This window comes from Micromonospora sp. Mcm103, from assembly GCF_024519755.1.
GTDB classification, from domain to species: Bacteria; Actinomycetota; Actinomycetes; order Mycobacteriales; family Micromonosporaceae; genus Micromonospora; species Micromonospora aurantiaca.
Genome location: NZ_JALJRJ010000014.1, coordinates 141,639 through 165,418, shown reverse-complemented (window position 1 = coordinate 165,418; position 23,780 = coordinate 141,639). Strand labels below are relative to the sequence as shown.

Sequence of the window (23,780 nt, the reverse complement as noted above, 5' to 3'; positions counted from 1 at the left end):
CCGTCAGGGCTCGCCGCACACCAGCGGCGGGTGCAGGTAGTGATTGCCCGCGGGCACCTGGAAGTGGTGCAGGCTCACCGTGGCGCTGACGTCCAGGGCCCGTACCCAGTGCCACCACCCGGCCGGCACGAACAGTGCGTCACCCGGCTCCAGCACCTCCGACAGGACGGTGGCCCGCTCGTACAGCGGGTGCTGGTCGAGATCGGGCCGCGCGGCGTCGACCCGGCTGTACGTCCCGCCCCGGGGATAGACCCGCCCGCGCTGGTAGGACGGCACCAGACGGACGTGCTTGCGGCCCGTCACCTGGCACAGCAGGATGTTCATGTTGTCGTGGTGCAGGGCGGTGACAGTGCCGGCCGGCCCCAGCAGCAGGGTCACCGTCTCCGGCAGCAGAGCCGGATCGATGATCCCCGGCACCGGCCTGATGTCCTGGGCCAGCGGCTTGAGACCGTGCTGCCAGTTGTCGTTGCGCGCGACCATGTAGTGGTCGTTCGTCTCCCCGCCCGTCTCGACCATCGTGAGGTAGTCGGCGAACGTCATCCGGGTCCGGTGCGCGTCGTGCTGCCAGCCGTGCTCCGGGTTGCTGTCCCGCCCGGTCATCACCTCGACCTCGACGGCGCCGAGCCGGTCCCGCAGCCGGGCCGTCGTCCACTCCCGCCGCGCCGGCCAGTCGTCGACCGCGCCGGCCAGGATCACCGGGCGGTTGGCGACGTAGTACCTGTCGAAGAACTCGGCGGGGGACAGGCCGGAGCGCCGCTCCAGCCCGCCGGCCAGTTGCGCCGAGCGGAGATCGCCGTAGAGGTCGAGCAGGGACTCCGTCCAGGCGTACTCCCTGGCCAGGCGTACGCAGGCCCGGAAGTACGGGTGCCCGGGCGCGCGGGCCAGTTCCTCGTCGACCTCCGGCACGGGCAACCCGGCCGCCAGCAGCGCCTCCCGGACCTCGTCGGCCGGTACGCCGAGGGCCAGGTTCTCGGCGGTCCACGCCCGCCACCGGGGCGCGAGCCCGGCCGCTCGGGTCACCGGGACTCCGGCGACCGGTCCCGGTCCGCGCCGGCCGGCTCGGCGGCGGCGGTTCCCTCGGGCAGCGGCAGCCGCTGCCGGGTACGTGCGGTCGGCAGATCGACGCAGTCGACGTAGTTGTTCTTGACGTTGACCTCGAACTCCGGTTCCGCCTCGGTCATCGGTCGCAGCCCGCGCATGCCGTCCCCCTTCACGTTGGATGGTCGTGCCGCCGACGGTGCCGGCGTCGACTGGGATCCCACTGGGATCACCGCCGTCACGTCGCGACTGCGGCGGCGCGGCCGGGCCGGACGCGAGGTCGAGTGAGGCGTCCTGACGGAGGATCGCCGTCTCCAGGCGCAGCAGCCCGCATCCCGGGTCGACCCCGAGGTCGCGGGCGAGCCGCGTCCGCGCGCGGCGTACCACTGCGAGCGCGTCGCCCTGCCGGCCGGCCCGGTACAGCGCGATCGCCAGCATCTCCCAGCCGCGCTCCCGCAACGGCTGCAACAGCACGAGCGCCTCCAGTTCGCCGAGGATCTCGGTGTGCCGCCCCAGCGCAAGCAGGGCGGCCAGCCGCGACTCGGCGGCGGCGGCCCGCATTCCCTCCAGGCGGGCGATCTCCGGCAGCGCGAACGGGGCTTCCGCCAGATCGGCGTACGCCGGCCCGCGCCACAACCCGAGCGCACCGGTCAGACCGGCCAGGGCCGCGGCGGCGTGACCCCGGTCCAGCAGGGTGACGCCGTGCGCGACGAGCGCGGCGAACCGTTCCGCGTCGACCTGCCCGGGCGGCACCCGCAGGGCGTACCCGGGGCCCTCGCGGCGCAGCACCCGGCCCGGTGAGCGCGGCGGCCGGTCCGGTTCGAGCGCCCGCCGCAGCGCGGCCACGTAGCCGTGCAGGGTCGCCGCTCCGGCCGTCCGCCGGCCGTCGCTCCAGACCAGGTCCCGCAGCCGCTCGGCGGGCAGCATCCGCCCCCGCGCGACCAGCAGCGTGGCGAGCACCATGCGTTGCCGCCGGCCGCCGAGCGGCACGTCCGCGCCGTCGCGGCGCGCGACCAGCGGCCCGAGCACGGACAGCCGTACGTCGGTCATCCCACCCACCACCGTCGCGGGCAGCCGGGTCAGGCGGCCCGGTCGCCGAGCGCCACGCAGATGTCGTCCTGCCGCCCGATTCCGAGCGTCAGCGCACGGGTGCCGTCCGGATCGACCGAGATCACGTGCAGTCCGTCGAGGATGTAGTAGCCACGTCGGTAGTGGTCTCCGGGGCGGAAGCCGAATCCGGCCGGCCCGACGATGGTGTAGCGCAGCCACCCGCCGTCAGGCCGGTACTCGAGCAGGCCGGAGCCGCCCGCGTCGCGGCGCACGGCCCGTCCGGTGTCGGCGTCGACGAAGTCGACGGTCAGCGGCCCGGCGTACTCCTCGCGCCGGACGGCGCCGGTGGCGTACCGGGCGAGCACCCGGACCCGGACGTCCTGGGAGACGACGCGGACCTGGAGCGGGAAGGAGCAATAGCGGCCCGCCGGGCCGGTCCAGTCCTCCTGGATCGACGGACGCCAGGGCTCGGGCCGACCGCTCGGCCGGGCGGCCGCGGAGGCGTCGCCGTGCGCGAGCAGCGGAGCGGGTGGAGCGGCCACGAGGGCCGCGGACGCGACGAGCATGCCGAGTAGGAACCGACTGACTGTCTTTCCGGGGCGCATGGCATCACCTAACCAGTAGACGATGATTAACCGGTGTGATGACACTGACTGGTTAGCGCGGCCGAGTCAAGGCACACTGTCGGCATGCACTGGGTGAACGTCGAGGGCTATCCGATGCCGATCCCGGTCAGCGGCCATCCCGCGCTGGAGCTCTGCAACACCTGGGCGGGCTGGGCCGCGCCCCCGAGCCCGGAACGGGATTGGCTGCGCGACTACGACCGGCTCGCGGTGTGGGCCGGTCACGTCGGGCTGCTCGCCCCGGCCACAGTAGGCCGGCTGCGGGAGGCGGGCCGCCGCCGGCCGTCCGCCGGGGACGAGGTGCTGGCGGTGACCCGGGCGCTGCGCACCGCGCTGCACGACGTGCTGCTCGACCCCGACGACACCGCGGCCTTCCGGCGGGTCGCCGGGCCGGCACGGGAGGCCGCTGCGGCGGCCGTCCTGGAGCCGGGCCGGGACGGGATCGCCCACTGGACGCTGCCCGAGGACGCCGGGCTGCGACTGCCGTTGCTGGCGGGTGCCCGGGCCGCCGCCGATCTGCTCACCTCGGCGGCCCGCACCGAGGTGCGAGCCTGCCCGGCCGCCGACTGCGGCTGGCTGTTCCTGGACCCCCGGGGGCGGCGCCGCTGGTGCAGCATGGCCACGTGCGGCAACCGCGCCAAGGTGCGGGCCTACGCCGCCCGCCGCCACCCGGACTGACCACCGCACCCGGCCGACAGCCGGTCACGCCGGCCCGGCGCGGCTACCGCCCGTCCGGCCCGGCGATCGGGAAGCGGCCCCGGCGCCACTGCCAGTGGCGACCGGCCCGGAGGTGGTCGATCACGGCGCGCTGGAGCACGGTACGGCGCGGCAGCCGGTCCAGCGGCGTCTCCAGGGTGCGGAACACGAACCGCAGCACCTCCGTGTCGCCGTCCAGCCCGGGCAGGTCCTGGTAGGGCTCCAGCGTGAACCGCCGCTGGAACCGGACGATGTTGGAGTCCTCCGGCAGGTATTCGCGCAACTGCGGGTCGAGCAGCCAGGAACCGCAGGAGAACGCGGTGTAGCGCTCGCCGGGGAAGTGGCGCGGGAAGAACGCGCGGGCCCGCTCCAGCGACGCGTCGACCGCCTCCGGGATCAGCGGTCCGGAGTCCGGGATGTGCAGTTCGATCGCCTCGGCGTCGCCGCGCTGGTGCTGGAGCCGGCCCAGCTCGTAGATGCCGCCGCGCGCGTGCAGCGTCAGCCAGCACTGCATGACCGGCCAGCCCTCGCCGTTCATCCGCCGGTCGACGGCGAGGTTGTTGCCCAGGTCGGCGAGCGTCGCCCAGGACACGTCGTCCGGGACGCCGTGGTCGCGGTGGTAGGCCCGGACCACGTCGACGAGTGCGAGGTACGCGTAGACGTAGAGGTGCCGCCAGGCCGGACCCCGCTCGCGGGGCAGCGCCGGGCCCGGCGGCAGCCAGGCGTGGCCGCCGAGGTCGGCGCGGACCAGGGCGATCGAGCGGTCGAGCAGCCAGCGCAGCTCCGGGGTCCACAGTGGTGACCCCGGTTCCGGCCAGCCCGCGAGGATCTCGGCGGCGTCGTCGGGGCGTACCGCGAGCCGGGCCAGCAGGGCTGGTGCGTCCGCCCGGCCGGGCAGCGGCGCGGATGGCAGGTCACCGGCGAGCCGGTGCACCCGGTCGACCTCCACGGCGGGCACGCCGAGCCGGCCGGCGACGTCATCGACATCCATGGCGGTGACGCTACCGGCCGGCGCCTGCCCCGACAGCCCCGTGCGTGCTCAGCGGCGTTGCTGGCACGGCACGCAGAAGCGGGCCGAGGGCAGGATCTCCAGGCGGGCGGTCGGGATGTCCTGCCCGCACCGCTCGCAGACGCCGTACGTGCCCTCGGACATCCGCTTCAGCGCCTGGGCGGTGTCCGCGATGCCCTGCCGGGCGGTCTCGACGAGCCGGCGCAGCGTGTCCGGGTCGTGGCCGCCGTAGTCGGGCTGCCGCGTGTGCAGCGTCAGCTCGGTGAGCTGGTCGGTGTACTCGCCGAACTGCCGGTCCAGCAGTTCACGCAGCGTGTCGGTGCGGTTGAGGGCGTGCGTCATGATCAGGCGCTCCTTTCCGGGCGGCGCGGGGTGTCGTGCGGGTGTCGCAGGGCCGAGATGGCGGCCATGCCGGCACCGGTCAGCGCGGCGGTACGGGGTGACGCGGCCCGGTGCACCGTCGCGCCGAGCGTGGCGACCAGCCGGGCGGTCACGTCGGGCCGGGTGGCGCCGTCACCGATGACGATCGGGCCACGGGCCAGCGCGTCGCGGACCAGGGGCCGTAGCGTCGCGTCCTGCCGCAGCTCGCGTACCAGCCGGGCGGTGGTGTCGGCGAGCATGGCGGCGGTCGTCGCGTGGTTGAGGTCCCGCGTGCCGACGTCGGCCCGGCGGGCGGCGACCACCCGGCCGTCCTCCAGCAGCGCCACCTCGGTGAGCTGGGCGCCGATGTCGGCGACCAGCAGGGTGCCGGCGGCGGCGCCGGCGCCGATGGCACCCGCCCGGACGCTGTCGAGGAACAGCAGCCGGGACGGCGCGAGCACAGCGGTGAGCACCCGGCGGGTCGCCTCCTGCTCGGCCGGCGCGGCGAGCACCGGACGGCAGGCCACGACCAGCGCCCCGACCGGGACCGGGGTGCGGTGGTCGCGCAGGATCCGCCGCAGCTCGGAGACGCAGGCCGGGCCGTCGATGATCCGGCCGCGCCGCACGACCGGGCTGCGCAGGCCGTGGCCGAGCGGGACGCTCAGCGTCCGGCCCGGTCCGAGCCAGATCCGCAGCAGGCTGCTGCCGAGGTCCACGGCGATCGGCGCCGCGTCGACGGTGACCGGCGGGCGGCTGCCGTGGGAGCGGCCGATCAGCATGCCGGTACGGGCCGGTGGGCGAATGGCGGTGACAGGGTGCGGCATACCGACCTCTTTCGGATCAGGGTGCCCAACGGGCGGTGGACGTGCGGGGGAGGGGCGTGGCCGGGGCCGCGGGCGTCGGATTCACTCGACGACGCCGGCGGCCGGGGGCTCAGACGCGCTTCTGGTCGCCGCTCGCAGATCGGGACGCGAGGAGACCGGCGAACACCGGTGGCGGAGCCATCGACGTGCGGGTCATGCTCACCACCTCCTCGCTGCTCGGGTACCGCCTCGGACCTCCAGCGTCGCCGGGAACGTCACGCGCGGCACTGCGCGCCACCGGCCAACAAAGGGCGCAATGATTGCCGGTCGCCGGAACCCGGATCCGCCCATACCCCCTGGCTATGGTTGACACATGGAGAACGCGAGCTCAGCTCGAACGTCCACCGCGTCGCCGTAGCTCCGGCCGGCTCCGGCCGGTCCCCGGCGGCCGCGTGCGAAGGAGGTCCCCGTGATCATCGAACGTACGAACCTCCCCGGCATCGGGGTCCGGCACACGCTGGTCACCGAGGAGGGCCGTCGCATCGGGGTGATCGACTACCAGGTGGGCGGCCGGCGCGACGTCGTCCACGACGACCCGGACGACCCGGACCGCATGGTCACGCTCACGCTCACCCGTGACGAGGCGTCGGCCCTGGCCAACCTGCTCGGCTTCCCGGAGCTGGTCGCCGTACCGGCCTGAGCCGCCTGTCACACCGGCGGCGGGCCCGGGCCGGCGTCGGCCCTACGCCGGCAGCGGCCGGCGCGGCCAGTCCAGTGCCCGCGCGCCGAGCACGGCGGCGTGCAGCGTGAACCGGTCCCGCGCGTCGGCGGGGTCGTAGCCGCTCAGCGCCCGGATCCGGGCCAGCCGGTAGGTGACGGTGCGCACCGACACGTGCAGCCGGCGGGCGGCCTCGGTCGACACCTCGCCGCAGGCGAAGTACTCGGTGAGCGTGTCCAGCAGCGGCTCGGCGCCGCCACGCGCCTGGGCCAGCGGCGTCAGCACCGCCCGTACCAGGTCGACCATGGCGGGCTGGTCGCGCAGCAGCACCCGGTAGATCAGCAGGTCGTGCGCGTCGATCACGGATGCCTCGCTGTGCAGGCGCCGCGCCGTGGTGAGCGCCTCCCGGGCCTCCTCGTACGAGCGGGCGATGCCGTAGACGCCCGGGTGCGGACGGCCCACCGCCACCTGCCACGGCCGGCCCCGCACCAGGCGGTCCAGCTCACCGTGCATCAACGCGCCGAGGTTGCCGGTCGCGCCGGCGCCGCGGCCCTGGTCGGCGGTCACGGGATCCGCCGGGGCGATCACCACGAGCAGCCCCTCCTTCGTGGCCACCAGTACGTCCCGGTCACCGAGCCGGTCGAAGATGACCCGCTCCAACGCGCTGATCGCCGCCTCGGTGTCCGGCAGCCGACGGCCGGGCGCGGCCAGCGCGACCTGGTGCACCCGGGCCAGGTCCAGGCCGAACGGCTCGGCCCGCTCCACCAGCCCGCCCAGGTCGGAGTCGCCGCGCAGCAGGTCGTCGACGAGTTCCCGGCGCAGCGACTCCTCCCGCCGGACCAGTTCCCGGCGGGCCACCGCGTACCCCTCGGCGAGGGTGGCCACCGCGGTGTCGACCACGTGCAGGACGGCGTCGGCGGCGGCGCGGACCGCCTCGCTGTCGTCGGACCGGTCCAGGTGCGGCAGCTGCCGCCACACGCGCCGCGCCGCGGACAGGTAGAGACGTACCGCGCGGCCGGCGGAGATCCCCTGCTCGGCGGCGCGCCGGCCCAGCGCGCCGACCGCGTCGAGTTCGGCGCGGCGCGGGCGGCGGCCGGTCACCGCCGCGTCGGTCAGCAGCCGCAGGTAGTCGCCGAGCAACTCCACCGGCACGCCACCGGCGTCGGCGCCCGCCGCGCGGGCCACCTCGGCCAGCCACTGCTCGTCCTCGCCGCCCGCGACCGGCGCCGGACGGCGGGCGCTGTCGGTCATCGCGGTCCCCCCGGGTGGGGCCGGCACCGGACGCCGGCCCATCGCATCAGCCTAGGCGGGCCGTCCGGCGACCGGCCCGCGCGCGCCGCCTGTGTCACGCCCGCGACGACGGGTCGATCACCAGCGCCGGGCCGGTGCGCGGCCCGCCCCGGGGCCCGCGGGTCAGCAGCTCCGCGGCCCGCGCCGGGTCGTCCGCGGCAGCCACCTGATCGAGTACGCGCAGCCAGTGCTCGCCGTGCGTGTCGGTGAAGCCGGTGCCGACGACGGCGATCCGGCGGCCGGTGACCGGGCCGGGTACGGCGTGCTCGCCCGGCTCGGTGGACCCGATCGCCGGCCCGGCCGGCACTCCTGCGGGTTCGGCGCGGTCCCCGGCGGTGACGACGAGATCCGGTGATCCGCACCGCATCGCGCGGACCGATCCGGCACGGTCCACCTCCACGATCGTGGCACGCAGGTGCCCCGCCGGGGCGAGGTCGCGGACCACCCGGTCGAGTGCGCCGGCCAGGTACGGCACGGTGCGCTGCGGTCCGGCGGCGGCCCGGCGGAACGCCTGCTCGATCGCCCGGCGCCCGGCGGGCGTGTCCAGCGCGGCGCCGGTGACGGTGCCGAGCAGGACGCGCAGCCCGCCACCGCGGACCGGTACGGCGGCGCCGATCTCGCCGGCCCTGCCGCAGATCGCCAGCGCGGCGCTTCCCGGCCCGGCCGGCACGGTGAACACGGCGACGTCCGGCGGCGCGGCGGCGCGCGTCACCGTAGCGGTCCGCGTCCGGCGGCGGGCCCAGGCCAGGACCGGCACCACGGCCAGGCCGGCCGCCGAGGCGAGCAGCGCCTGCGGATCACTGCGGTGGCCGGGGATCACCGGTACGACGACGGACAGCGCGACCAGCACGCCCGCCCACGCCGACACCAGCGCCGCGACCCGGGGGCGGGCCGAGACGCCGAGCAGGCCCGGCAGCAGCACCCAGCCGAGTGGCGTGCTGACCTCGGCGAGGCCCATCAGCATCGCGTTCCCGGTGGTGCCCGCCAGGGCGGCTCGCATCGGCAGCACGCCGACCACCCTATCGGGGGACCGGCCGGACGCCGACCGGTGTACCGGGCAGACCAAACCTCACTCCTTACCCGAAACACAGCGGAGCCGACACGACACGTTCGCGTGATTCTCTCGACATACCGTCGCGCGGCCTGGCCGGTTAGGGTTGACCTACCGCAGGTCGATCTTGAGGAGTGTGTGTGCTGGTTCTGGTGGCGGTCCATGCGTTCGCAGCCGTGACCGCCCCCGTGCTGGTACGCCTCCTCGGTCGGCGGGCTCTCTACCTGCTGGCGGCCGTCCCGGCGGCGGCCCTGATCTGGGCGGTGACCCGCACCGAACCGGTCCGCGCGGGCCGGCCCGTCGTCGAGACCGTCACCTGGGTGCCGCAGCTCGGCCTGGAACTCGCGCTGCGCATGGGCACGCTGTCCTGGCTGCTGGTGCTGCTCGTGGGTGGAGTCGGCGCCCTCGTGCTGGCCTACAGCGCGCGCTACTTCCGCTCCGACGATCCCGGCCTCGGCCGGTTCGCCGCGGTGTTCGTCGCGTTCGCCGGCGCGATGCTCGGCCTGGTCGTCTCCGACGACCTGTTGCTGCTGTACGTGTTCTGGGAACTCACCACCGTCTTCTCGTACCTGCTGATCGGCAGCGACCCGACCAAGCGGGCCAGCCGCCGCGCGGCGATGCAGGCGCTGCTGGTGACCACGCTGGGCGGCCTGGCGATGCTCGCCGGGTTCGTGATGCTCGGCCAGCACGCCGGCTCGTACCGGTGGTCGGAGATCGCCGGGAACCTGCCCGAGGGCGGCTACCTCACCGTCGCGCTGGTGCTCGTCCTGCTCGGCGTGACCAGCAAGTCGGCGATCTTCCCGTTCAGCTTCTGGCTGCCGCGCGCGATGGCGGCGCCCACGCCGGTCAGCGCGTACCTGCACGCCGCCGCGATGGTCAAAGCGGGCGTGTTCCTGGCCGCGCTGATGGGCCCCGCCGTGGGCCAGACCACCGTGTGGCGCGGCGTCCTGCTGGCCGGCGGCCTGATCACGCTGTTCCTCGGCGGCTGGACGGCGCTGCGGCAGGTCGACCTGAAGCTGCTGCTGGCGTACGGCACGGTGAGCCAGCTCGGCCTGCTCATGGTGATCCTCGGCGCGGGCACCCGGGACACCGCGCTGGCCGGCGCCGCGATGCTGCTGGCGCACGCCCTGTTCAAAGCCACACTGTTCCTCGTCGTCGGCGTCGTCGACCACGTCACCGGCACCCGCGACCTGCGCGAGCTCAGCGGGCTGGGCCGGCGCGCGCCGGTGCTGGCGGCGGTCGCCGGACTCGCGGCCGCCTCGATGGCGGGCCTTCCGCCGCTGATCGGCTTCGTGGCCAAGGAGGCCGCGCTCGAGGCGTTCCTGCACGGTGGCACGACCGAACTGGTCGTGCTCGCCGGCGTGGTGGCCGGCTCGGCGCTGACCGTCGCGTACACCGCGCGGTTCCTGTGGGGCGCGTTCGCCGCCAAGCCCGGCGTCGCGGAGACCCGGCCGCACCGGATCGAGCCGGCGTTCATCGGCCCGGCGGCGGTGCTCGCCCTCGCCGGTCTCGCGGTCGGCGTGCTCGCCCCGGCGGTGGACCGGGTGCTGGCCCCGTACGCCGATCAGTTCCCGACCGCCGACCCCGGCTACCACCTGGCCCTCTGGCACGGCCTGACCCCGGCGCTGGGCCTGTCGGCGCTGGCGGTGACCGCCGGTCTCGGGCTGTTCCTGCTGCTGCACCGGCGCCGGCCGTACCTGCCGCGGCTGCCGTTCGACGGCGCCACCGGCTACGACCGGCTGGCCGGCGCGGTCGACCGCGCGGCGGTCGAGTTGACCGGCGCCACCCAGCGCGGCTCGCTGCCGTTCTACCTCGGCGTCATCCTGCTGGTGCTGGTCGTGCTGCCCGGTGGCGCGGTGCTCGCCGGCGCGCCGTGGGCCAGCCGGTTCCAGCTCTGGGACACCCCGTTGCAGGCGGTCGCCGGCGCGGTCATCGTGGTCGCGGCGCTGGTGGCCGCGCGCGCCCGCCGCCGGCTGACCGCGATGATCCTGGTCGGCGTGACCGGCTACGGCACGGCGCTGATGTTCATCCTGCACGGCGCGCCCGACCTCGCGCTCACCCAGTTCCTGGTGGAGACCGTCACGATCGTGATGTTCGTGCTGGTGCTGCGCCGCCTGCCGCGCCGGTTCTCGGCCCGCCCGATCCGCGCCACCCGGCGGTTCCGGGTCGCGCTCGGCGTCGCCGTCGGCGTGGTCACCGCCGGGATGGCGTACGTGGCGGCGGGCAGCCGGACCGCCACGCCGATCTCGGTCGGCTTCCCGGACGAGGCCGTCTCCTACGGCGGCGGCAAGAACGTCGTCAACGTGACCCTCGTCGACATCCGCGCCTGGGACACGATGGGCGAGATCGCCGTGCTGGTGGTGGCCGCCACCGGCGTGGCCAGCCTGATCTTCCGCCGCTCCCGCGCGCTGGACCTGCGCAGCGGCATCCCCGGCGCCGGCCGGCAGCAGTCGTCGCGCCCGCGCTGGCTGACCAGCGGCGCGACCTCCCGGCAGCAGTCGGTGATCCTCCAGGTGGTCACCCGCCTGCTCTTCCACGCCATCCTGCTGTTCTCGATCTACCTGCTCTTCTCCGGCCACAACGCCCCCGGTGGCGGCTTCGCCGCCGGGCTGGTCGCCGGGCTGGGACTCGCCGTGCGATACCTGGCGGGCGGACGTACCGAACTCAACGGCGCCGCACCCGTCGACGCCGGCCTGGTGCTCGGCGCGGGCCTGTTCGTCGCGGTCGGCACCGGCGTGGCCGCGATGCTGCTGGGCGGCGAGTTCCTGCAGAGCGCGACGCTCGACTTCCACCTGCCGCTGCTGGGCCACGTGCACTTCGTGACGTCGGTCTTCTTCGACGTCGGCGTCTACCTCATCGTGGTCGGCCTCGTCCTGGACATCCTGCGCAGCCTGGGCGCCGAGATGGACCGCCAGGAGGAGGTCGACGAACAGGAGACCGAACCGGCCGGCGTACGGGAAGAGGAGCTGGTGTGAGCCCGAACATCCCCAACCTGGTCTACGTCGTGGTCATCGGCGTCCTGTTCGCCACCGGCGTCACCCTGCTGCTGGAACGCAGCCTCACCCGCGTCCTGATGGGGGTCATCCTGCTCGGCAACGGCGCCAACCTGCTGCTGCTCACCGGCGGCCGGGCCGGCGGCCCACCGATCGTCGGCACCACCGCCCAGGAGGACATGTCCGACCCGCTGCCCCAGGCGATGGTGCTGACCGCGATCGTGATCACGCTCGGCATGACCGCGTTCCTGCTCGCGCTGGCCTACCGGAGCTGGCACCTCAACGGGCACGACGAGGTGCAGGACGACGTCGAGGACCGCCGGATCATGGAGCTGGCCGACCGGGACGAGGGCCCGGGCACCTCGGACTCGGACACCGTCGACGCCGCCGACGGCGGCCCCGAGGGCCGGGTGCTCGCCGCCGGCGAGGCGGAGGCCGTCCGATGACCTGGCTCGTCCCGCTGCCGGTGGTGATGCCGCTGCTCGGCGCCGCCCTCACCCTGCTGCTCGCCCGCCGGGCCCGCGCCCAGCGGTGGGTCAGCATCATCGTGCTCACCGCCACCGTCGCGGTGGCCGCGATGCTCCTGGTCCGCTCCTCGCTGGACGGCCCGCTCGTGGTGGAGGTGGGCGGCTGGGTGGCGCCGATGGGCATCGTGCTCGTCGCCGACCAGCTGGCCGCGCTGATGCTCGTGGTGTCCGCCTCGGTCACCCTGTGCGTGCTCGTCTACTCCATCGGGCAGGGCATGGCCGACGGCAACGAGGAGACGCCGCTGTCGGTCTACCACCCGACCTATCTGGTGCTGACCGCGGGCGTCTGCAACGCCTTCCTCTCCGGCGACCTGTTCAACCTCTACGTCGGCTTCGAGATCCTCCTGGTGGCGAGCTACGTGCTGCTGACGCTGGGCAGCACCGAGACGCGGATCCGGGCCGGCACCACGTACGTCGTGGTCAGCCTGCTCTCGTCGCTGATCTTCCTGGTGGCGATCGGCCTGGTCTACTCCGCCACCGGCACGCTGAACCTGGCGCAGCTCGCCGACCGACTGGACGCGCTGCCCGACGACATCCGCATGGTGCTCCAGGGCATGCTGCTGCTCGCCTTCGGCATCAAGGCGGCGGTGTTCCCGCTGTCCGCGTGGCTGCCGGACAGCTATCCCACCGCGCCCGCGCCGGTGACGGCGGTCTTCGCCGGCCTGCTCACCAAGGTCGGCGTGTACGCGATCATCCGTACCGAGACGCTGCTGTTCCCCGGTGGCCGCACCGCCGACCTGCTCATGGTGATAGCGGCGCTGACCATGGTGGTGGGCATCCTCGGCGCGGTCGCGCAGTCGGACATCAAACGGCTGCTGTCGTTCACGCTGGTCAGCCACATCGGGTACATGCTGTTCGGGGTCGGCCTGACCACCCCGCTCGGCCTGTCCGCGGCGATCTTCTACGTGGTGCACCACATCACCATCCAGACCACGCTGTTCCTCGCCGCCGGCCTGGTCGAACGACGCGGCGGCAGCACCGCGCTGGACCGCCTCGGCGGCCTGGCCCGGCTGTCACCACTGCTGGCGGTGCTGTTCTTCGTGCCCGCGCTGAACCTGGCCGGCATACCACCGTTCTCCGGGTTCCTCGGCAAGCTCGGGCTGGTCCAGGCCGGCGTCGACGACGGCGGGTTCCTGGCCTGGTCGCTCGTCGCCGGGGGACTGCTCACCAGCCTGCTCACGCTCTACGCCATCGCCCGGGTGTGGAACCTCGCCTTCTGGCGGGCGCCGCACGCGGACATGCCGGAGCCCGGCGACGCCGAGCAGGCGGCCCGCACCGACGGCGCCGAGCAGCCGCACGACGGCTCGTCGCCGGCCGGTGCGGTGCTGCCCCGGCTGATGACCGTGTCCACCGCCGCGCTCGTGGTGCTCGGCCTGGCGTTGACGGTGGTGGCCGGACCGCTGTTCGACATCAGTACCGACGCCGCCGACGACCTGTTGCGCCGTGCCCCGTACGTCGAGGCCGTGTTCCCGGAGGGACCGCCGTGACCAGTCAGCCGAAAGCGCCACTGACCCGCCGTGACCGCTGGCGCAACCGGGCCATCGCGGTGACCGGCCTGGTGACCGTCTGGGTGCTGTTGTGGGGCACCTTCAGCTGGGCCAACGTGATCAGCGGACTCGTGGTCGCGGCGGTGCTGCTGGTGGTCTTCCCGCTGCCCCCTGTCACGTTCGCCGGCCGGATCCGGCCGGTACCGCTGCTGCGGTTCGTGATCCGCTTCCTGTACGACCTGGTGGTCGCGTCCGCCCAGGTGGCCTGGCTGGCCTTCCGTTCCGGGCACCCGCACTCGGCGATCATCGCGGTGCGCCTGCGGGTGAACACCGACCTCAACCTGACCCTCAACGCCGAGGCGCTGTCGCTGGTGCCGGGCAGCCTCATCCTGGAGGCCGACCGGAGTACCGGGACGCTCTACGTGCACGTCATCGGGATCCGGAGCCCCGACGAGGTGGAACGGTTCCGGCGCAGCGTGCTGGAGCTGGAGGCGCGCATCGTCGCCGCCGTCGGCTCGGCCGAGGAACGCGACCGGATCCGCCACGACGAGGCCGAACCCGCCGGTTCGGTCGAACTGGAAGGAGCACCGACGTGACCGTCGTCGCCGTGATCGTCACCGCGCTGCTCGTCGCGGCCGGTGGACTCACCCTCGTCCGCATCATCCGCGGGCCGTCCATCCTCGACCGGGCCGTCGCCACCGACGTGCTGCTCGCCGTCGCGGTCGCGGCCATCGCCACCGAGGCGGCCTACAGCCGGGACGCCACCGCGCTGCCGGTCCTCGTCGTCCTCGCCCTCGTCGGTTTCGTCGGATCGGTGAGCGTCGCCCGGTTCGCGTCCCGGAGAAGCACGAAGTGACCGCCGACGCGATCCTGGACATCGTCGCCAGCGTCTGCCTGATCGCCGGCGCGCTGCTCTGCCTCGCCGCCGGCATCGCGCTGGTCCGCTTCCCGGACGTGCTGTCGCGGATGCACGCGGCGGCCAAGCCCCAGGTGCTCGGGCTGCTACTGGTGCTGTTCGGCTGCGCGCTGCGGCTGCGTACCGGGGTGGACATCACCACGCTGGTCCTGGTGGGCCTGTTCCAGCTCGCGACCGCCCCGGTGGCGGCGCACATGGTGGGGCGGACCGCGTACCCGCACGACGACATCCGGCGGGACCTGCTGATCACCGACGAGCTGGCCGACCACATCGACCGGATCCGCGCGGACCGGGCCGGTGAGCCGGAGGAGACGTCGCCGGTCCGCACGTCCTGACACTCCGTACGAGCGCCGAGGCAGGGGAGCCCATGAGCGGCACGGTCTACGAGAACGCCCGCATCCACACCCTCGACCCGGACCGCCCGTACGCCGAGGCGATGGTGGTCCGCGGCGAGCGGATCGTCGCCGTCGGTGACCTCGCCGACTGCCGGGACCGGGCCGGCGGCGGCGCACGGCGGGTCGACCTCGGCGGGATGGCCGTGCTGCCCGGGCTGATCGACAGCCACATCCACGCGGCGTCCTACGTGCGCGGGCTGAACCAGGTGGACCTGCGCGGCACGGCGAGCCTCGACGAGGCGCTGACCCGGATCGCGGGACACGCCGCCACTCTGCCGCCGGACGCCTGGCTGCTCGGCGGCGGGTGGGACAGCAACAGATGGACCCGGCCCGTGCAGCCGGCCCGCACCGACCTGGACCGGGTCTGCCCGGACCGGCCGGCGGCGCTACCGAGCATCGACGGCCACACCATCTGGGTGAACACCGCCGCCCTGGCCCGCCTCGGCATCGACGCCACCACCTCCGACCCGCCCGGCGGGCAGATCGCGCGGGACGAGCACGGCGAGCCGACCGGCATCCTGCGCGAGGCGGCGGCCGACGCGGCGTACGCGGTGGTGCGCTCCCCACACGCCGGTGACCTGGTGGCGCAGCTGCGCGCCCACCTGCCCCGGCTGCTCTCCGCCGGCCTGACCGGCATCCACGACCTCGACGGGCAGGACGCCCGCGCCGCCTACGAGACGCTGTACGCCCGCGGCGAGCTGCCGCTGCGGGTGCACAAGACGATCCCCGCCACCGCCCTGGACGAGGCGATCGACGCCGGCTGGGCCACCGGCGACGGGGACCGCTGGCTGAGCACCGGCCCGGTGAAGATCTTCACCGACGGCGCGCTCGGCTCACACACCTGCCTGATGACCGAGCCGTACGACGGCGAGCCCGGCAACCACGGCATCGCCGTCACCCCGGCCGAGGAGTTCGAGCGGCTGGTGGCGACCGCCGCCGCGGCCGGGATCGCGGTGGCGGCGCACGCCATCGGCGACGCGGCGAACCGGATGGTGCTGCGGGCGTACGCGCGCTGGCGTGAGTCGGCGGAGCCCGGCGCGGTGGCACGGCTGCGGCACCGGATCGAGCACACCCAGCACCTGCTGCCGGACGACGTGCCGCTGCTCGCCCGTCACGGCGTGATCGCCTCGATGCAGCCCACGCACTGCACCAGCGACATCCCGCTGACCACCCGGATGCTCGCCGGCCGGGGCCTGGCGTCGTACGCCTGGCGCAGCCTGCTCGACGCCGGGGCGACTGTGGCGTTCGGGTCGGACGCCCCGGTGGAGGACCCCGACCCGTTCTTCGGCATCCACGCCGCGGTGACCCGGCAGCAGCCCGGCGGCACCCCGCCCGGCGGCGTCGACCCGCACGAGCGGCTCGACCTGGACGCCGCGTTGCGCTGCTTCACCGAGGCCGGCGCGTACGCCTCCTACGAGGAGCACCTGAAGGGCCGGTTGCGTCCCGGCATGCTCGCCGACTTCATCGTGCTGCCCACCGACCCGTACCGGGTCGAACCGGCGCGGCTGCGGGACCTGACCGTGGCGATCACGGTGGTCGGTGGCGTGGTCCGCTGGCAGCGCTGACCGTGTCCCGCCCGGACGCCGCTGTCCGGGCGGGACACGGCGCTCAGGCGCCCTTCACCCAGTCGAGGCTGAACCGGGCGAAGTAGATGCCGCCGGTGTCGCCCACCTCGTACAGGTTGCCGACAGTGCCGTCGGCCAGGACCGCCATCGTCGAGTAACCGGCGCCGCCGGGCTTGACCAGCGCCCGCGCCGGCCAGGTCGCGCCGTCGTCGGTGGACAGCCGGACGGTGAGGTCGTTGCGCGCGGTCGGGTGCGCGTTGTTGCTGAACAGCGCCGTGCGGGTGCGTACCGGCGCGCGGTTCGCGCCGACCTCGGCCGGGCGCAGGTAGGACATCTCGTCGGCGTTGCAGAGCGGGTCGGTCAGCACGGCGCTCGCCGTCGCCGGGCCGAACGTCGTGGCGCCGTCGGTGGAGGTGGCGTAGAAGCGGCTGCGGGTCGAGTTGTGCCGCATGTTCTGCACCACTGCGCCGGTGCCGCGTTCGATCGCCTTGCTCTCGTTGATGTTCCCGCCGGCGGATCCGCCGCGCCGCCAGGTCGCGCCGTGGTCGTCGCTGTAGATGTTCGCGGCGTGGCTGGTGCCCGCGGAGTCCCGGTACGCGATCGGCTGGATCAGGCGGCCGGTGCTGGTCTGGATGCCGTGGCCGGAGGAGAAGAACACCTGCCGCCAGGTGGGGTCCTTGATGGCCGGGTTCAGCTCGACCGGGGCGCTCCAGGTGGCGCCGTCGTCCCGGCTGGTGATGTAGCGCAGGTGCATGCTGTTCGGGTCGTCGGCGGTGTTCAGGCCGGAGCCGCCGGACCAGAAGCTGATGCCGGGCCGGGGGGAGTAGGTGAAGAAGCAGTAGACGACGCCGGTGGCGCGGTCCACGAGCAGGCTGGGGTCGCCGACGCCCTCGCTGGTGGTGGGCGGCGCGTGGATGACGCGGGGCTGCTCGAAGCTGCGTCCGCCGTCGGTGCTGCGGATCATCACGATCTGGATGTTGTTGGTGCCGCCGCCGAGGTCGTACGAGCCGTTGACCCGGGCGTCGGCCACGGCGATGACGGTGCCGCTGCCAGTGACGGCCAGGCCGGGGATGCGGACCGAGGCGACTGTGCCGTCGTAGCGGCCGTTCGCGCCGTTGAGGCCGCGGATCACGGTCTGCGTGGTCAGCAGCGTGGTGGTGGCGAGCTGCGGGCTGCCGGCGGTGAGGTCGCAGGAGGTGGTGCCGCGCAGCGTGGTGTCGAAGCCGGGCGCGGTGACCCGCAGCGTGTACGGGGTGCCGGCGCCGACGGTCCAGTAGTGCAGGTGGTTGCCGCCGGCGGCGACGGTGCGGGTCCACGGTGAGCCGGTGCGTCCGGGCCAGGTGACGGTGAAGTCCCGGGCCGTCGTGGTGCGGTTCTCCAGCGCGAGTTGGAGGCGGCCGTTCGTGCAGTCGAAGCCGGCCAGCGCGGACATGCCGGTGCCGCAGTGGAAGATGCCGCCGGTGGTCTCGTCCAGACCGGTCGGGGTCGTCGTGCGTAGCGTGTACGGCGTGCCGGGGGACAGCGTCCAGTACAGCTCGGCGTTGCCACCGGCGGCGACCGTGCGGGTCCACGGCGAGCCGGAGCGACCGGGCCAGGTGACGGTGTAGGTCTGCGTCGTGGCGCTGCGGTTGTCGAGGTCGAGCAGCAGCCGGCCGGCGGTGCAGTCGGCGCCGACGGTGGCTGTCACACCGGCGGGGGCGGCGGCCTGGGCGGCGGTGGCGGGCAGTACGGAGAGCAGGGTGAGGGCGGCCGCCGCGAGGACGGTTGCGCGGCGCGGTATGGCGCGGCGAGGGGACACGTGGTTCCTTCCGGGACGGGGGAGGGGGAATCGGCCGATCTATCCGACGTCAGATGTCCGATGTCTGCACGCTAGGTGGGTTCACCCCGGCCCGTCAAGGATCGGTTCCCGTCGACGTCGACCGTCCGGCATGGACGGTCGTCAGCGGTCCGGCCCGTGCGTCTCGCCGAGCAGCGCCTCGCCCATCGCGGTGAGCCGGTGCAGCACCAGGTTGCCGTGCCGCTGACTGGTGATCAGCCCGGCCTCGCGCAGGATGGTGGTGTGGTGGCTGGTGGTGGCCGGCGAGATGCGGGCACGCCGGGCCAGTTCGCCGGTGGTGGCGCCGGCCGCGGCGGCGCGCAGCACCGCCACCCGGGTGTGGCCGAGCAGCGGTCCGAGCCGGCGTTGCGGACCGGCCGGCGGCGCCGGTTCCGGTCGCTGCCGGCGTGCCGGGTAGACGAGCGTCGGCGGCAGTTCGGGGTCGGCCAGCGTGATCGGCGCGTGCCAGCAGAAGTACGACGGGACCAGCGTGATGCCCCGACCGTCGAGATGCATGTCCCGGTCCTCCGGGTAGCCGTGCACGGACAGCACCGGCGGATCCCAGGAGGTCTCCGGGCTCAGGTCGTCGAGGATCCGCCCGGCGCCGTCGTCGAGGATCCAGGCACCGCGCAGGGCCCGGTCGCCGGAGACGGCAGAGGTGATCTGAGCCCAGTACGGTGCGAGCGCGACCCGGAAGTAGGCGCGCAGCGCGTCGCCGAGGCCGTGCCGGGCGGCGAGCCGGCCGGCGGCCAGGTCGCTCATCCACGCGCCGTCGACGGGCGTCACCATCCGCCCCAGTTCGGTGCGGATCCGCCGGGCCGGGGTGCCGACTACCCGGTCGATCCCCTCGTCGAGGTCGGTGACCGGGCCGGGGGTGAGGAAGTCGGGGAAGTACCGCTTGAGCGGCACGACGGGCAGGAGCCGCTCGCGCACGACCGGGACGAGGCCGGCCCGCTCCAGGCCCGGACGGATCTGCCGGTGCCACCGGGCGTAACCCGCGTAGCCGGCCCGGGTCTGGAGGCGGTGCAGGCTGCAGACGATCTCCCACAGGGGATCCGGCCGGACCGCCAGCCGGGTGCGGCTGAGGTCCCCGGCTGTGAAGTGGATGCGTAGCGTCCCCATGACGCACAGTGTTCCGAGGTGTGCTGCCGTCTTCAGTCTCGTCCACGACATTGACATATATCGCTGGAATGGACGCGGCGGGGCGGCAGCCGCACGGCTGCCGCCCCGCCCTGTCCCGGCTCAGCCCGCGCTGCAGCTCGTACGCCACCGGTGGGAGGCGATGTTGTCGTTCGTGGTCTCCCCGTAGCCGCCCCGCGTGGAGCCCCAGTTGAAGGTGTGCTGGGTGAGGTTGTCCCACACCTCGCCGGCGCCGAGACAGGCGTACGCGCCGGTGTAGTCGGGGTGGATGTAGAGGGCGACCGGCCGGCCGCCATTCGAGTCGTTCCAGGCCGAGGACGCCAGGTTGCGCATGCTGGCCCGGTTGTTGTAGTCGCAGTTGGCGTTCTCCGCCGTGTTGATCGTGTCCCAGTTGTTGTCGGCGTTGTACCACCAGCACCACCGGCCGGCCCAGTTGGCGTCCTGGCTGACGTACAGGTAACCGCTGCCCGCGGCGGCACGCTGCGTCGCGTCCGCGTGCGGGGTCGGCCGGGGTGCGGCCTGGGCGGCGGTGGCGGTGAAGGCCAGCGCGGCTGCCGCCGCGGCCACTGTGGCCAGCACGGACCGTAGTGCTCTCATGGTGTTTCCCTCCGGTCGGGTCCTTCCGCGGCGGGCCGCCACGGACGTCGTGGGGGTGGTTCAGCCGGCGGCCAGCACGGCGCGTGCCCGCGGCAGCGCGTCGGCCTCCAGGCGGAGCCGTTCGGCGACCTCGGTGTGGAACCGCCTGTCGAGGGCGCCCCGATGCTCGGCGTCGAGCCGCCGGGCGAGCCGGCCGAACCCGGTCCGGGTCGCGCAGGTCGCCTCCGCCTCCGCCAGCCCGATCTCACCGGGTGACGCGGCGCCGGACGCCGGCTCGGGCACCGACGCGCGGGCCGACGCCGGGTCGGCGACGTCGTGCCCGGCGGCGCGCATGCACCGCCGCCACGCGGTCACACCGTCGGCGTAGCGGGGGTCGGCGAGCACCCGGCCGACGCGCAGTCCGGCCAGGTTGTCGGTGATCCTGGTGACGCGGTACCAGGCGGGCAGGTCGCGATAGAGCTGCCGCTCCGCCTCGGAGGTGCAGCTGTGACTGCTGCGGCGTAGCACGCCGCCGGCCGGCAGCGTCGCGCGCAGGGCGTCGGGCTCGCCGGGGTCGCCGTTCACCGCGCGTACGGCGGCGGCGCCGCGCTCCGGGGGCAGGTCCCGGACGTACCGCGCGTTCGGGTCGGCCGCAATCGCCTCCTGGAGCCGGCGTTCCAGGGCGCCGCCGTATCCGTACCGGCGGGCGTAGGAGACGTCGTCGAGGACGTACGGGAACTCGCGCAGCTCGGGCACCGGCTGCCGGGGCACCGGCCAGTAGCGGAACCCGCGCCGCTGCATGCAGTCGCGGATGAGTACCTGCGTGGCGGCGTACCGCACCTCGGCGGGCGTTACGGAGGTGGGCGGGACCGGCGGCACGGCGGCCGTGCTCGCTGCGGGCAGCCCGTGACCCTTGGACGGCGGCGCGATGTCCGGGCGGGCGCCCAGCGCCCCGGCCACCGCCGCCGCGAGGGCGGCGGGGACCGCGACGGCGTACCACCAGGACCGCGCGCGACGCGACACCACCGCCATGACATGCCCCTCGGCCGCCCGGGGCGCCCGGTGCGCCCGTCAGAAGACAGCTTCGGTGCGGGGCGTGCGCCGGGACAGAGACCTTCGATCAGGCTCGAACGACAGGTCCCGGCGTACGGCGGATCAGGTCTGTGCGGCGCGGGCGATGCTCGCCCGGATGGGCGCGTAGTGCTCGGCGACCGCCGAGCGCAGCGCCGCCGCGTCGGCGGCGGTGAGGGCGGCGACGATCGCCTGGTGCCGCTGGGCGGTGATGACCCGGTCCTCCGGCTCGGTCTGCAGCGTGGGCGCGACGATTGCCTGCACCTGCCAGAACGCCTCGGTGAGCTGGACCAGCAGGTCGTTGCCGAGGGGTTCCATCAGCTTCAGGTGGAACGCGCGGTCGACGTCGAGGAAGTCCTCGCCGCGGGCGGCGCGGCTGTGCATCTCGTCGGCGAGCGCGGACAGCTCCGAGCGGTGCTGCTCGTCCAGGGCGTCGATGACGGTGGTGGCCAGTCCCTGCTCCAGCGTCTGTCGGACGTCGACGACCTGGGCCAGGACGCGGTGGTCGTCCTCACCGCTGAGCAGGCCCCGGAACGTCAGGCTCTCCACCAGGGCGTTGAGGGACATGCGGCCGACGAACGTGCCGTGGCCGTGGCGTACCTCGACGATGTCGAGCGCGGAGAGGATCTTCACTGCTTCGCGGACGCTGGAGCGGCTGGCGCCGACCGCCTCGCACAGTTCCGTCTCGGTGGGCAGGAGGTTTCCCGGCTTGAGGCGGTTGCGCAGGATGTACTCCTTGATCCTGGTGGCGACCTCCTGCCGGCGAGGGCTCGGCCGCTCGGCGCCGCGTAGCGGACTGGCGTCAATGGTCGTCATCTGCCCCTTGCCCTTCGTTCCCGAATCTGACACCCTCACCCTACCGGCATCAGACGTCAGACGTCATACACCTTATGCTTCACATCCCCGAGCGCGAGCGGTCACGCGAGCGCATGAAGAGCCTATGGAGGCAGCTACGTGAGCACCACCGGTAAGCCGTCGAGGAGCCGGCGCGCACTGCGCGGCCGCGTCCGCTCCCTGACCGTCGCCTCCCTCGCGGGCGGCCTCGCGGTCGCGCTGGCGGCCTGCAGTGGCGGTCCCGCCTCGACCAACGCCGTGGGCGACGGAAAGGGGGGCACGTCCATCGAGGCCACGCTGGCCTTCACGCTCTCCAGCGGTTTCGATCCCAGCAACGCCTCCTCGGCCGTGGCGACAGCGGTCAACCAGCACGTCTTCGAGGGCCTCGTCGACCTCGACCCGATCACGCGGGAACCCTACAACGCCCTGGCCAAGAGCGACCCGACCCCCGGGGCCGACGGCCGGACCTACACCGTGACGCTGCGTGACGGGGCGAAGTTCTCCGACGGCGCCCCGGTCACCGCCGAGGACGTTGCCTGGTCCTTCACCCGCGTGCTCAAGCCCGCGGACCCGAAGGCGCCGCCGCTGATGCAGGGCTTCGTGTCGTTCCTGGACACCGTCACCGCCAAGGACGCGACGACCGTCGAGTTCACGCTGAAGTACCCGTTCGCGCTGTTCAGCGAGCGGATCTCGGTCATCAAGATCGTCCCCAAGGCGAAGACCGGTGACGCGGCCGCGGCCAAGGCGTTCGACACCGCCCCGATCGGCTCCGGCCCGTTCAAGGTGGACAGCGCGTCAAAGGAATCCGGCATCAAGCTGAGCAAGAACGCGAACTACAACGGCCCGCGCGCCGCCAAGGTCGAGACGATGACGTGGAACACCACCACCGAGGCGTCGGCCCGCGTGTCGGACCTGCAGGGCGGCCGGGTGCAGGCCATCGAGGCCGTGCCGTACCTGAACGTGGACTCGCTCAAGGACAAGTACACGATCGACGTGAAGCAGGCCTTCAACCAGGTCTTCCTCATGTTCAACAACGCCGCCGCGCCGTTCAGCGACAAGCGGGTGCGCCAGGCCCTGCACTACGCCATCGACAAGGACGCGGTCATCAAGACCGCGCTCAACGGCTACGGCAGCCCGGCGACCAGCTACCTCGACGAGGGCAACAAGGCCTACCAGAAGGCCGCCACCGTCTACGACTACAACCCGGACAAGGCCAAGGCCCTGCTCCAGGAGGCCGGCGTCACCAACCTGTCGTTCCGGCTCGACACCACCGACAGTTCGGTGGTCAAGGACGTCGCCCCGCTGGTCATCGAGCAGTGGAAGAAGATCGGCGTCAACGCCACGCTCAACACCGTGCCGTCCTCGGCCATCTACGGCGACATCGTCCCCAAGGACACCTTCCGGGTGCTCATGGCCACCGGTGACCCGAGCGTCTTCGGCGTCGACACCGACCTGCTGATGCGCTGGTACTACTTCGGCGAGACCTGGCCGGGCCAGCGCTACCGCTGGAGCGACGCCGACCGCAAGGCCATGGGCGACCTGCTGGACAAGGCCGCGCAGACCTCCGACGAGACGGCCCGCAAGGCGCTGTGGAAGCAGGCCCTGGACATGGCGGCGGACCAGGTGCCGCTGTACCCGATCCTGCACACCAAGGTCGTCACCGCGTACGACCCGGCCAAGGTGGACGGCTTCTCCGGCGCCTCCACCACCGGCCTGTACTTCCTGGGCACCGGCCGGACCGGCTGAGCCCACGCTCGGGGTTCCGGCCCCGCAGGCGTCCCGCCCGGCCCACATGACTCGTGCGGCCGGGCGGGGCGTCCCG

The 23,780-nt window shown here is 73.8% G+C and carries 22 protein-coding genes; 10 read left to right on the top strand and 12 right to left on the bottom strand.

The annotated features are described in order from the left end of the window. Positions 1–3: 3 nt before the first annotated feature. On the bottom strand, positions 4–2,088 hold the full coding sequence (locus tag OC439_RS18760) for a cupin-like domain-containing protein (protein ID WP_262014548.1): 2,085 nt from the start codon (positions 2,086–2,088) through the stop codon (positions 4–6). Positions 2,089–2,117: 29 nt separating this feature from the next. Continuing rightward, on the bottom strand, positions 2,118–2,654 hold the full coding sequence (locus OC439_RS18755) for a hypothetical protein (protein WP_262014547.1): 537 nt from the start codon (positions 2,652–2,654) through the stop codon (positions 2,118–2,120). A 123-nt stretch (positions 2,655–2,777) separates the two neighbouring features. Here OC439_RS18755 and OC439_RS18750 point away from each other — a divergent pair, with 123 nt between their 5' ends. Beyond that, positions 2,778–3,389, top strand: a complete 612-nt coding sequence (locus tag OC439_RS18750; protein ID WP_262014546.1) for a CGNR zinc finger domain-containing protein — start codon at positions 2,778–2,780, stop codon at positions 3,387–3,389. Between the two features lie 43 nt (positions 3,390–3,432). Here the strand turns inward: OC439_RS18750 and OC439_RS18745 are convergent, their stop codons facing one another. The 3 genes from OC439_RS18745 to OC439_RS18735 are packed head-to-tail and all read right to left on the bottom strand — an operon-like array spanning position 3,433 to position 5,600. Further along, a complete protein-coding gene (locus OC439_RS18745) occupies positions 3,433–4,398 on the bottom strand; it encodes an acyltransferase domain-containing protein (RefSeq protein ID WP_262014545.1) in 966 nt (321 codons plus the stop codon). Positions 4,399–4,446: 48 nt separating this feature from the next. Continuing rightward, positions 4,447–4,758 (bottom strand): TraR/DksA family transcriptional regulator, encoded by a 312-nt coding sequence (locus tag OC439_RS18740; RefSeq protein WP_135239645.1) that lies wholly within the window; start codon positions 4,756–4,758, stop codon positions 4,447–4,449. A gap of 2 nt (positions 4,759–4,760) precedes the next feature. Next, the gene (locus tag OC439_RS18735) at positions 4,761–5,600 is read right to left on the bottom strand and encodes a rod shape-determining protein (RefSeq protein ID WP_262014544.1); all 840 of its coding nucleotides are present in this window, start codon (positions 5,598–5,600) and stop codon (positions 4,761–4,763) included. Between the two features lie 448 nt (positions 5,601–6,048). Between OC439_RS18735 and OC439_RS18730 the strand changes: the two genes are divergently transcribed. Beyond that, positions 6,049–6,279, top strand: a complete 231-nt coding sequence (locus tag OC439_RS18730) for a potassium transporter TrkA (RefSeq protein WP_135239647.1) — start codon at positions 6,049–6,051, stop codon at positions 6,277–6,279. Between the two features lie 42 nt (positions 6,280–6,321). Here OC439_RS18730 and OC439_RS18725 read toward each other — a convergent pair whose 3' ends face one another. Beyond that, entirely contained in the window at positions 6,322–7,548 is a 1,227-nt protein-coding gene (locus OC439_RS18725; protein WP_262014543.1) for a PucR family transcriptional regulator, read from the bottom strand. A 94-nt stretch (positions 7,549–7,642) separates the two neighbouring features. After that, a complete protein-coding gene (locus tag OC439_RS18720; RefSeq protein WP_262014567.1) occupies positions 7,643–8,587 on the bottom strand; it encodes a hypothetical protein in 945 nt (314 codons plus the stop codon). Positions 8,588–8,778: 191 nt separating this feature from the next. Between OC439_RS18720 and OC439_RS18715 the strand changes: the two genes are divergently transcribed. From OC439_RS18715 to OC439_RS18685, 7 genes are read left to right on the top strand one after another with little or no spacing between them, the layout of a single operon-like run. Beyond that, positions 8,779–11,613: a Na+/H+ antiporter subunit A gene (locus OC439_RS18715; protein WP_262014542.1), complete on the top strand. Its 2,835-nt coding sequence runs from the start codon at positions 8,779–8,781 to the stop codon at positions 11,611–11,613. Next, positions 11,610–12,077, top strand: coding sequence for a Na(+)/H(+) antiporter subunit C (locus tag OC439_RS18710; RefSeq protein ID WP_262014541.1), 468 nt, complete (start codon positions 11,610–11,612; stop codon positions 12,075–12,077). The genes OC439_RS18715 and OC439_RS18710 overlap by 4 nt, the downstream gene beginning before the upstream one ends. Continuing rightward, entirely contained in the window at positions 12,074–13,645 is a 1,572-nt protein-coding gene (locus OC439_RS18705; protein WP_262014540.1) for a Na+/H+ antiporter subunit D, read from the top strand. The genes OC439_RS18710 and OC439_RS18705 overlap by 4 nt, the downstream gene beginning before the upstream one ends. Next, positions 13,642–14,241 (top strand): Na+/H+ antiporter subunit E, encoded by a 600-nt coding sequence (locus OC439_RS18700; RefSeq protein WP_262014539.1) that lies wholly within the window; start codon positions 13,642–13,644, stop codon positions 14,239–14,241. The genes OC439_RS18705 and OC439_RS18700 overlap by 4 nt, the downstream gene beginning before the upstream one ends. Beyond that, positions 14,238–14,501 carry a monovalent cation/H+ antiporter complex subunit F gene (locus OC439_RS18695; protein ID WP_135239653.1) on the top strand — a complete coding sequence of 88 codons (264 nt, stop codon included), beginning with the start codon at positions 14,238–14,240 and terminating at the stop codon, positions 14,499–14,501. Before OC439_RS18700 ends, OC439_RS18695 begins: the two co-directional genes overlap by 4 nt. Next, entirely contained in the window at positions 14,498–14,896 is a 399-nt protein-coding gene (gene mnhG / locus OC439_RS18690; RefSeq protein WP_262014538.1) for a monovalent cation/H(+) antiporter subunit G, read from the top strand. Before OC439_RS18695 ends, mnhG begins: the two co-directional genes overlap by 4 nt. Before the next feature lie 32 nt (positions 14,897–14,928). Continuing rightward, complete coding sequence (locus tag OC439_RS18685; RefSeq protein WP_262014537.1) at positions 14,929–16,521, top strand: amidohydrolase; 1,593 nt, start codon at positions 14,929–14,931, stop codon at positions 16,519–16,521. 43 nt (positions 16,522–16,564) lie between these two features. On the opposite strand, the gene OC439_RS18680 is transcribed toward OC439_RS18685, so the two are convergent. The 5 genes from OC439_RS18680 to OC439_RS18660 form a co-directional block, all read right to left on the bottom strand. Beyond that, on the bottom strand, positions 16,565–18,319 hold the full coding sequence (locus tag OC439_RS18680; protein ID WP_262014536.1) for an exo-alpha-sialidase: 1,755 nt from the start codon (positions 18,317–18,319) through the stop codon (positions 16,565–16,567). A gap of 141 nt (positions 18,320–18,460) precedes the next feature. Then, positions 18,461–19,459: an ArsR/SmtB family transcription factor gene (locus OC439_RS18675; RefSeq protein ID WP_262014535.1), complete on the bottom strand. Its 999-nt coding sequence runs from the start codon at positions 19,457–19,459 to the stop codon at positions 18,461–18,463. A 120-nt stretch (positions 19,460–19,579) separates the two neighbouring features. Beyond that, complete coding sequence (locus tag OC439_RS18670; RefSeq protein WP_262014534.1) at positions 19,580–20,074, bottom strand: hypothetical protein; 495 nt, start codon at positions 20,072–20,074, stop codon at positions 19,580–19,582. A gap of 60 nt (positions 20,075–20,134) precedes the next feature. Then, positions 20,135–21,085 carry a hypothetical protein gene (locus tag OC439_RS18665; RefSeq protein ID WP_262014533.1) on the bottom strand — a complete coding sequence of 317 codons (951 nt, stop codon included), beginning with the start codon at positions 21,083–21,085 and terminating at the stop codon, positions 20,135–20,137. A 123-nt stretch (positions 21,086–21,208) separates the two neighbouring features. Beyond that, positions 21,209–21,940: a FadR/GntR family transcriptional regulator gene (locus OC439_RS18660; protein WP_262014532.1), complete on the bottom strand. Its 732-nt coding sequence runs from the start codon at positions 21,938–21,940 to the stop codon at positions 21,209–21,211. 138 nt (positions 21,941–22,078) lie between these two features. Between OC439_RS18660 and OC439_RS18655 the strand changes: the two genes are divergently transcribed. Further along, positions 22,079–23,704: an ABC transporter substrate-binding protein gene (locus OC439_RS18655; RefSeq protein WP_262014531.1), complete on the top strand. Its 1,626-nt coding sequence runs from the start codon at positions 22,079–22,081 to the stop codon at positions 23,702–23,704. Positions 23,705–23,780 lie beyond the last annotated feature (76 nt).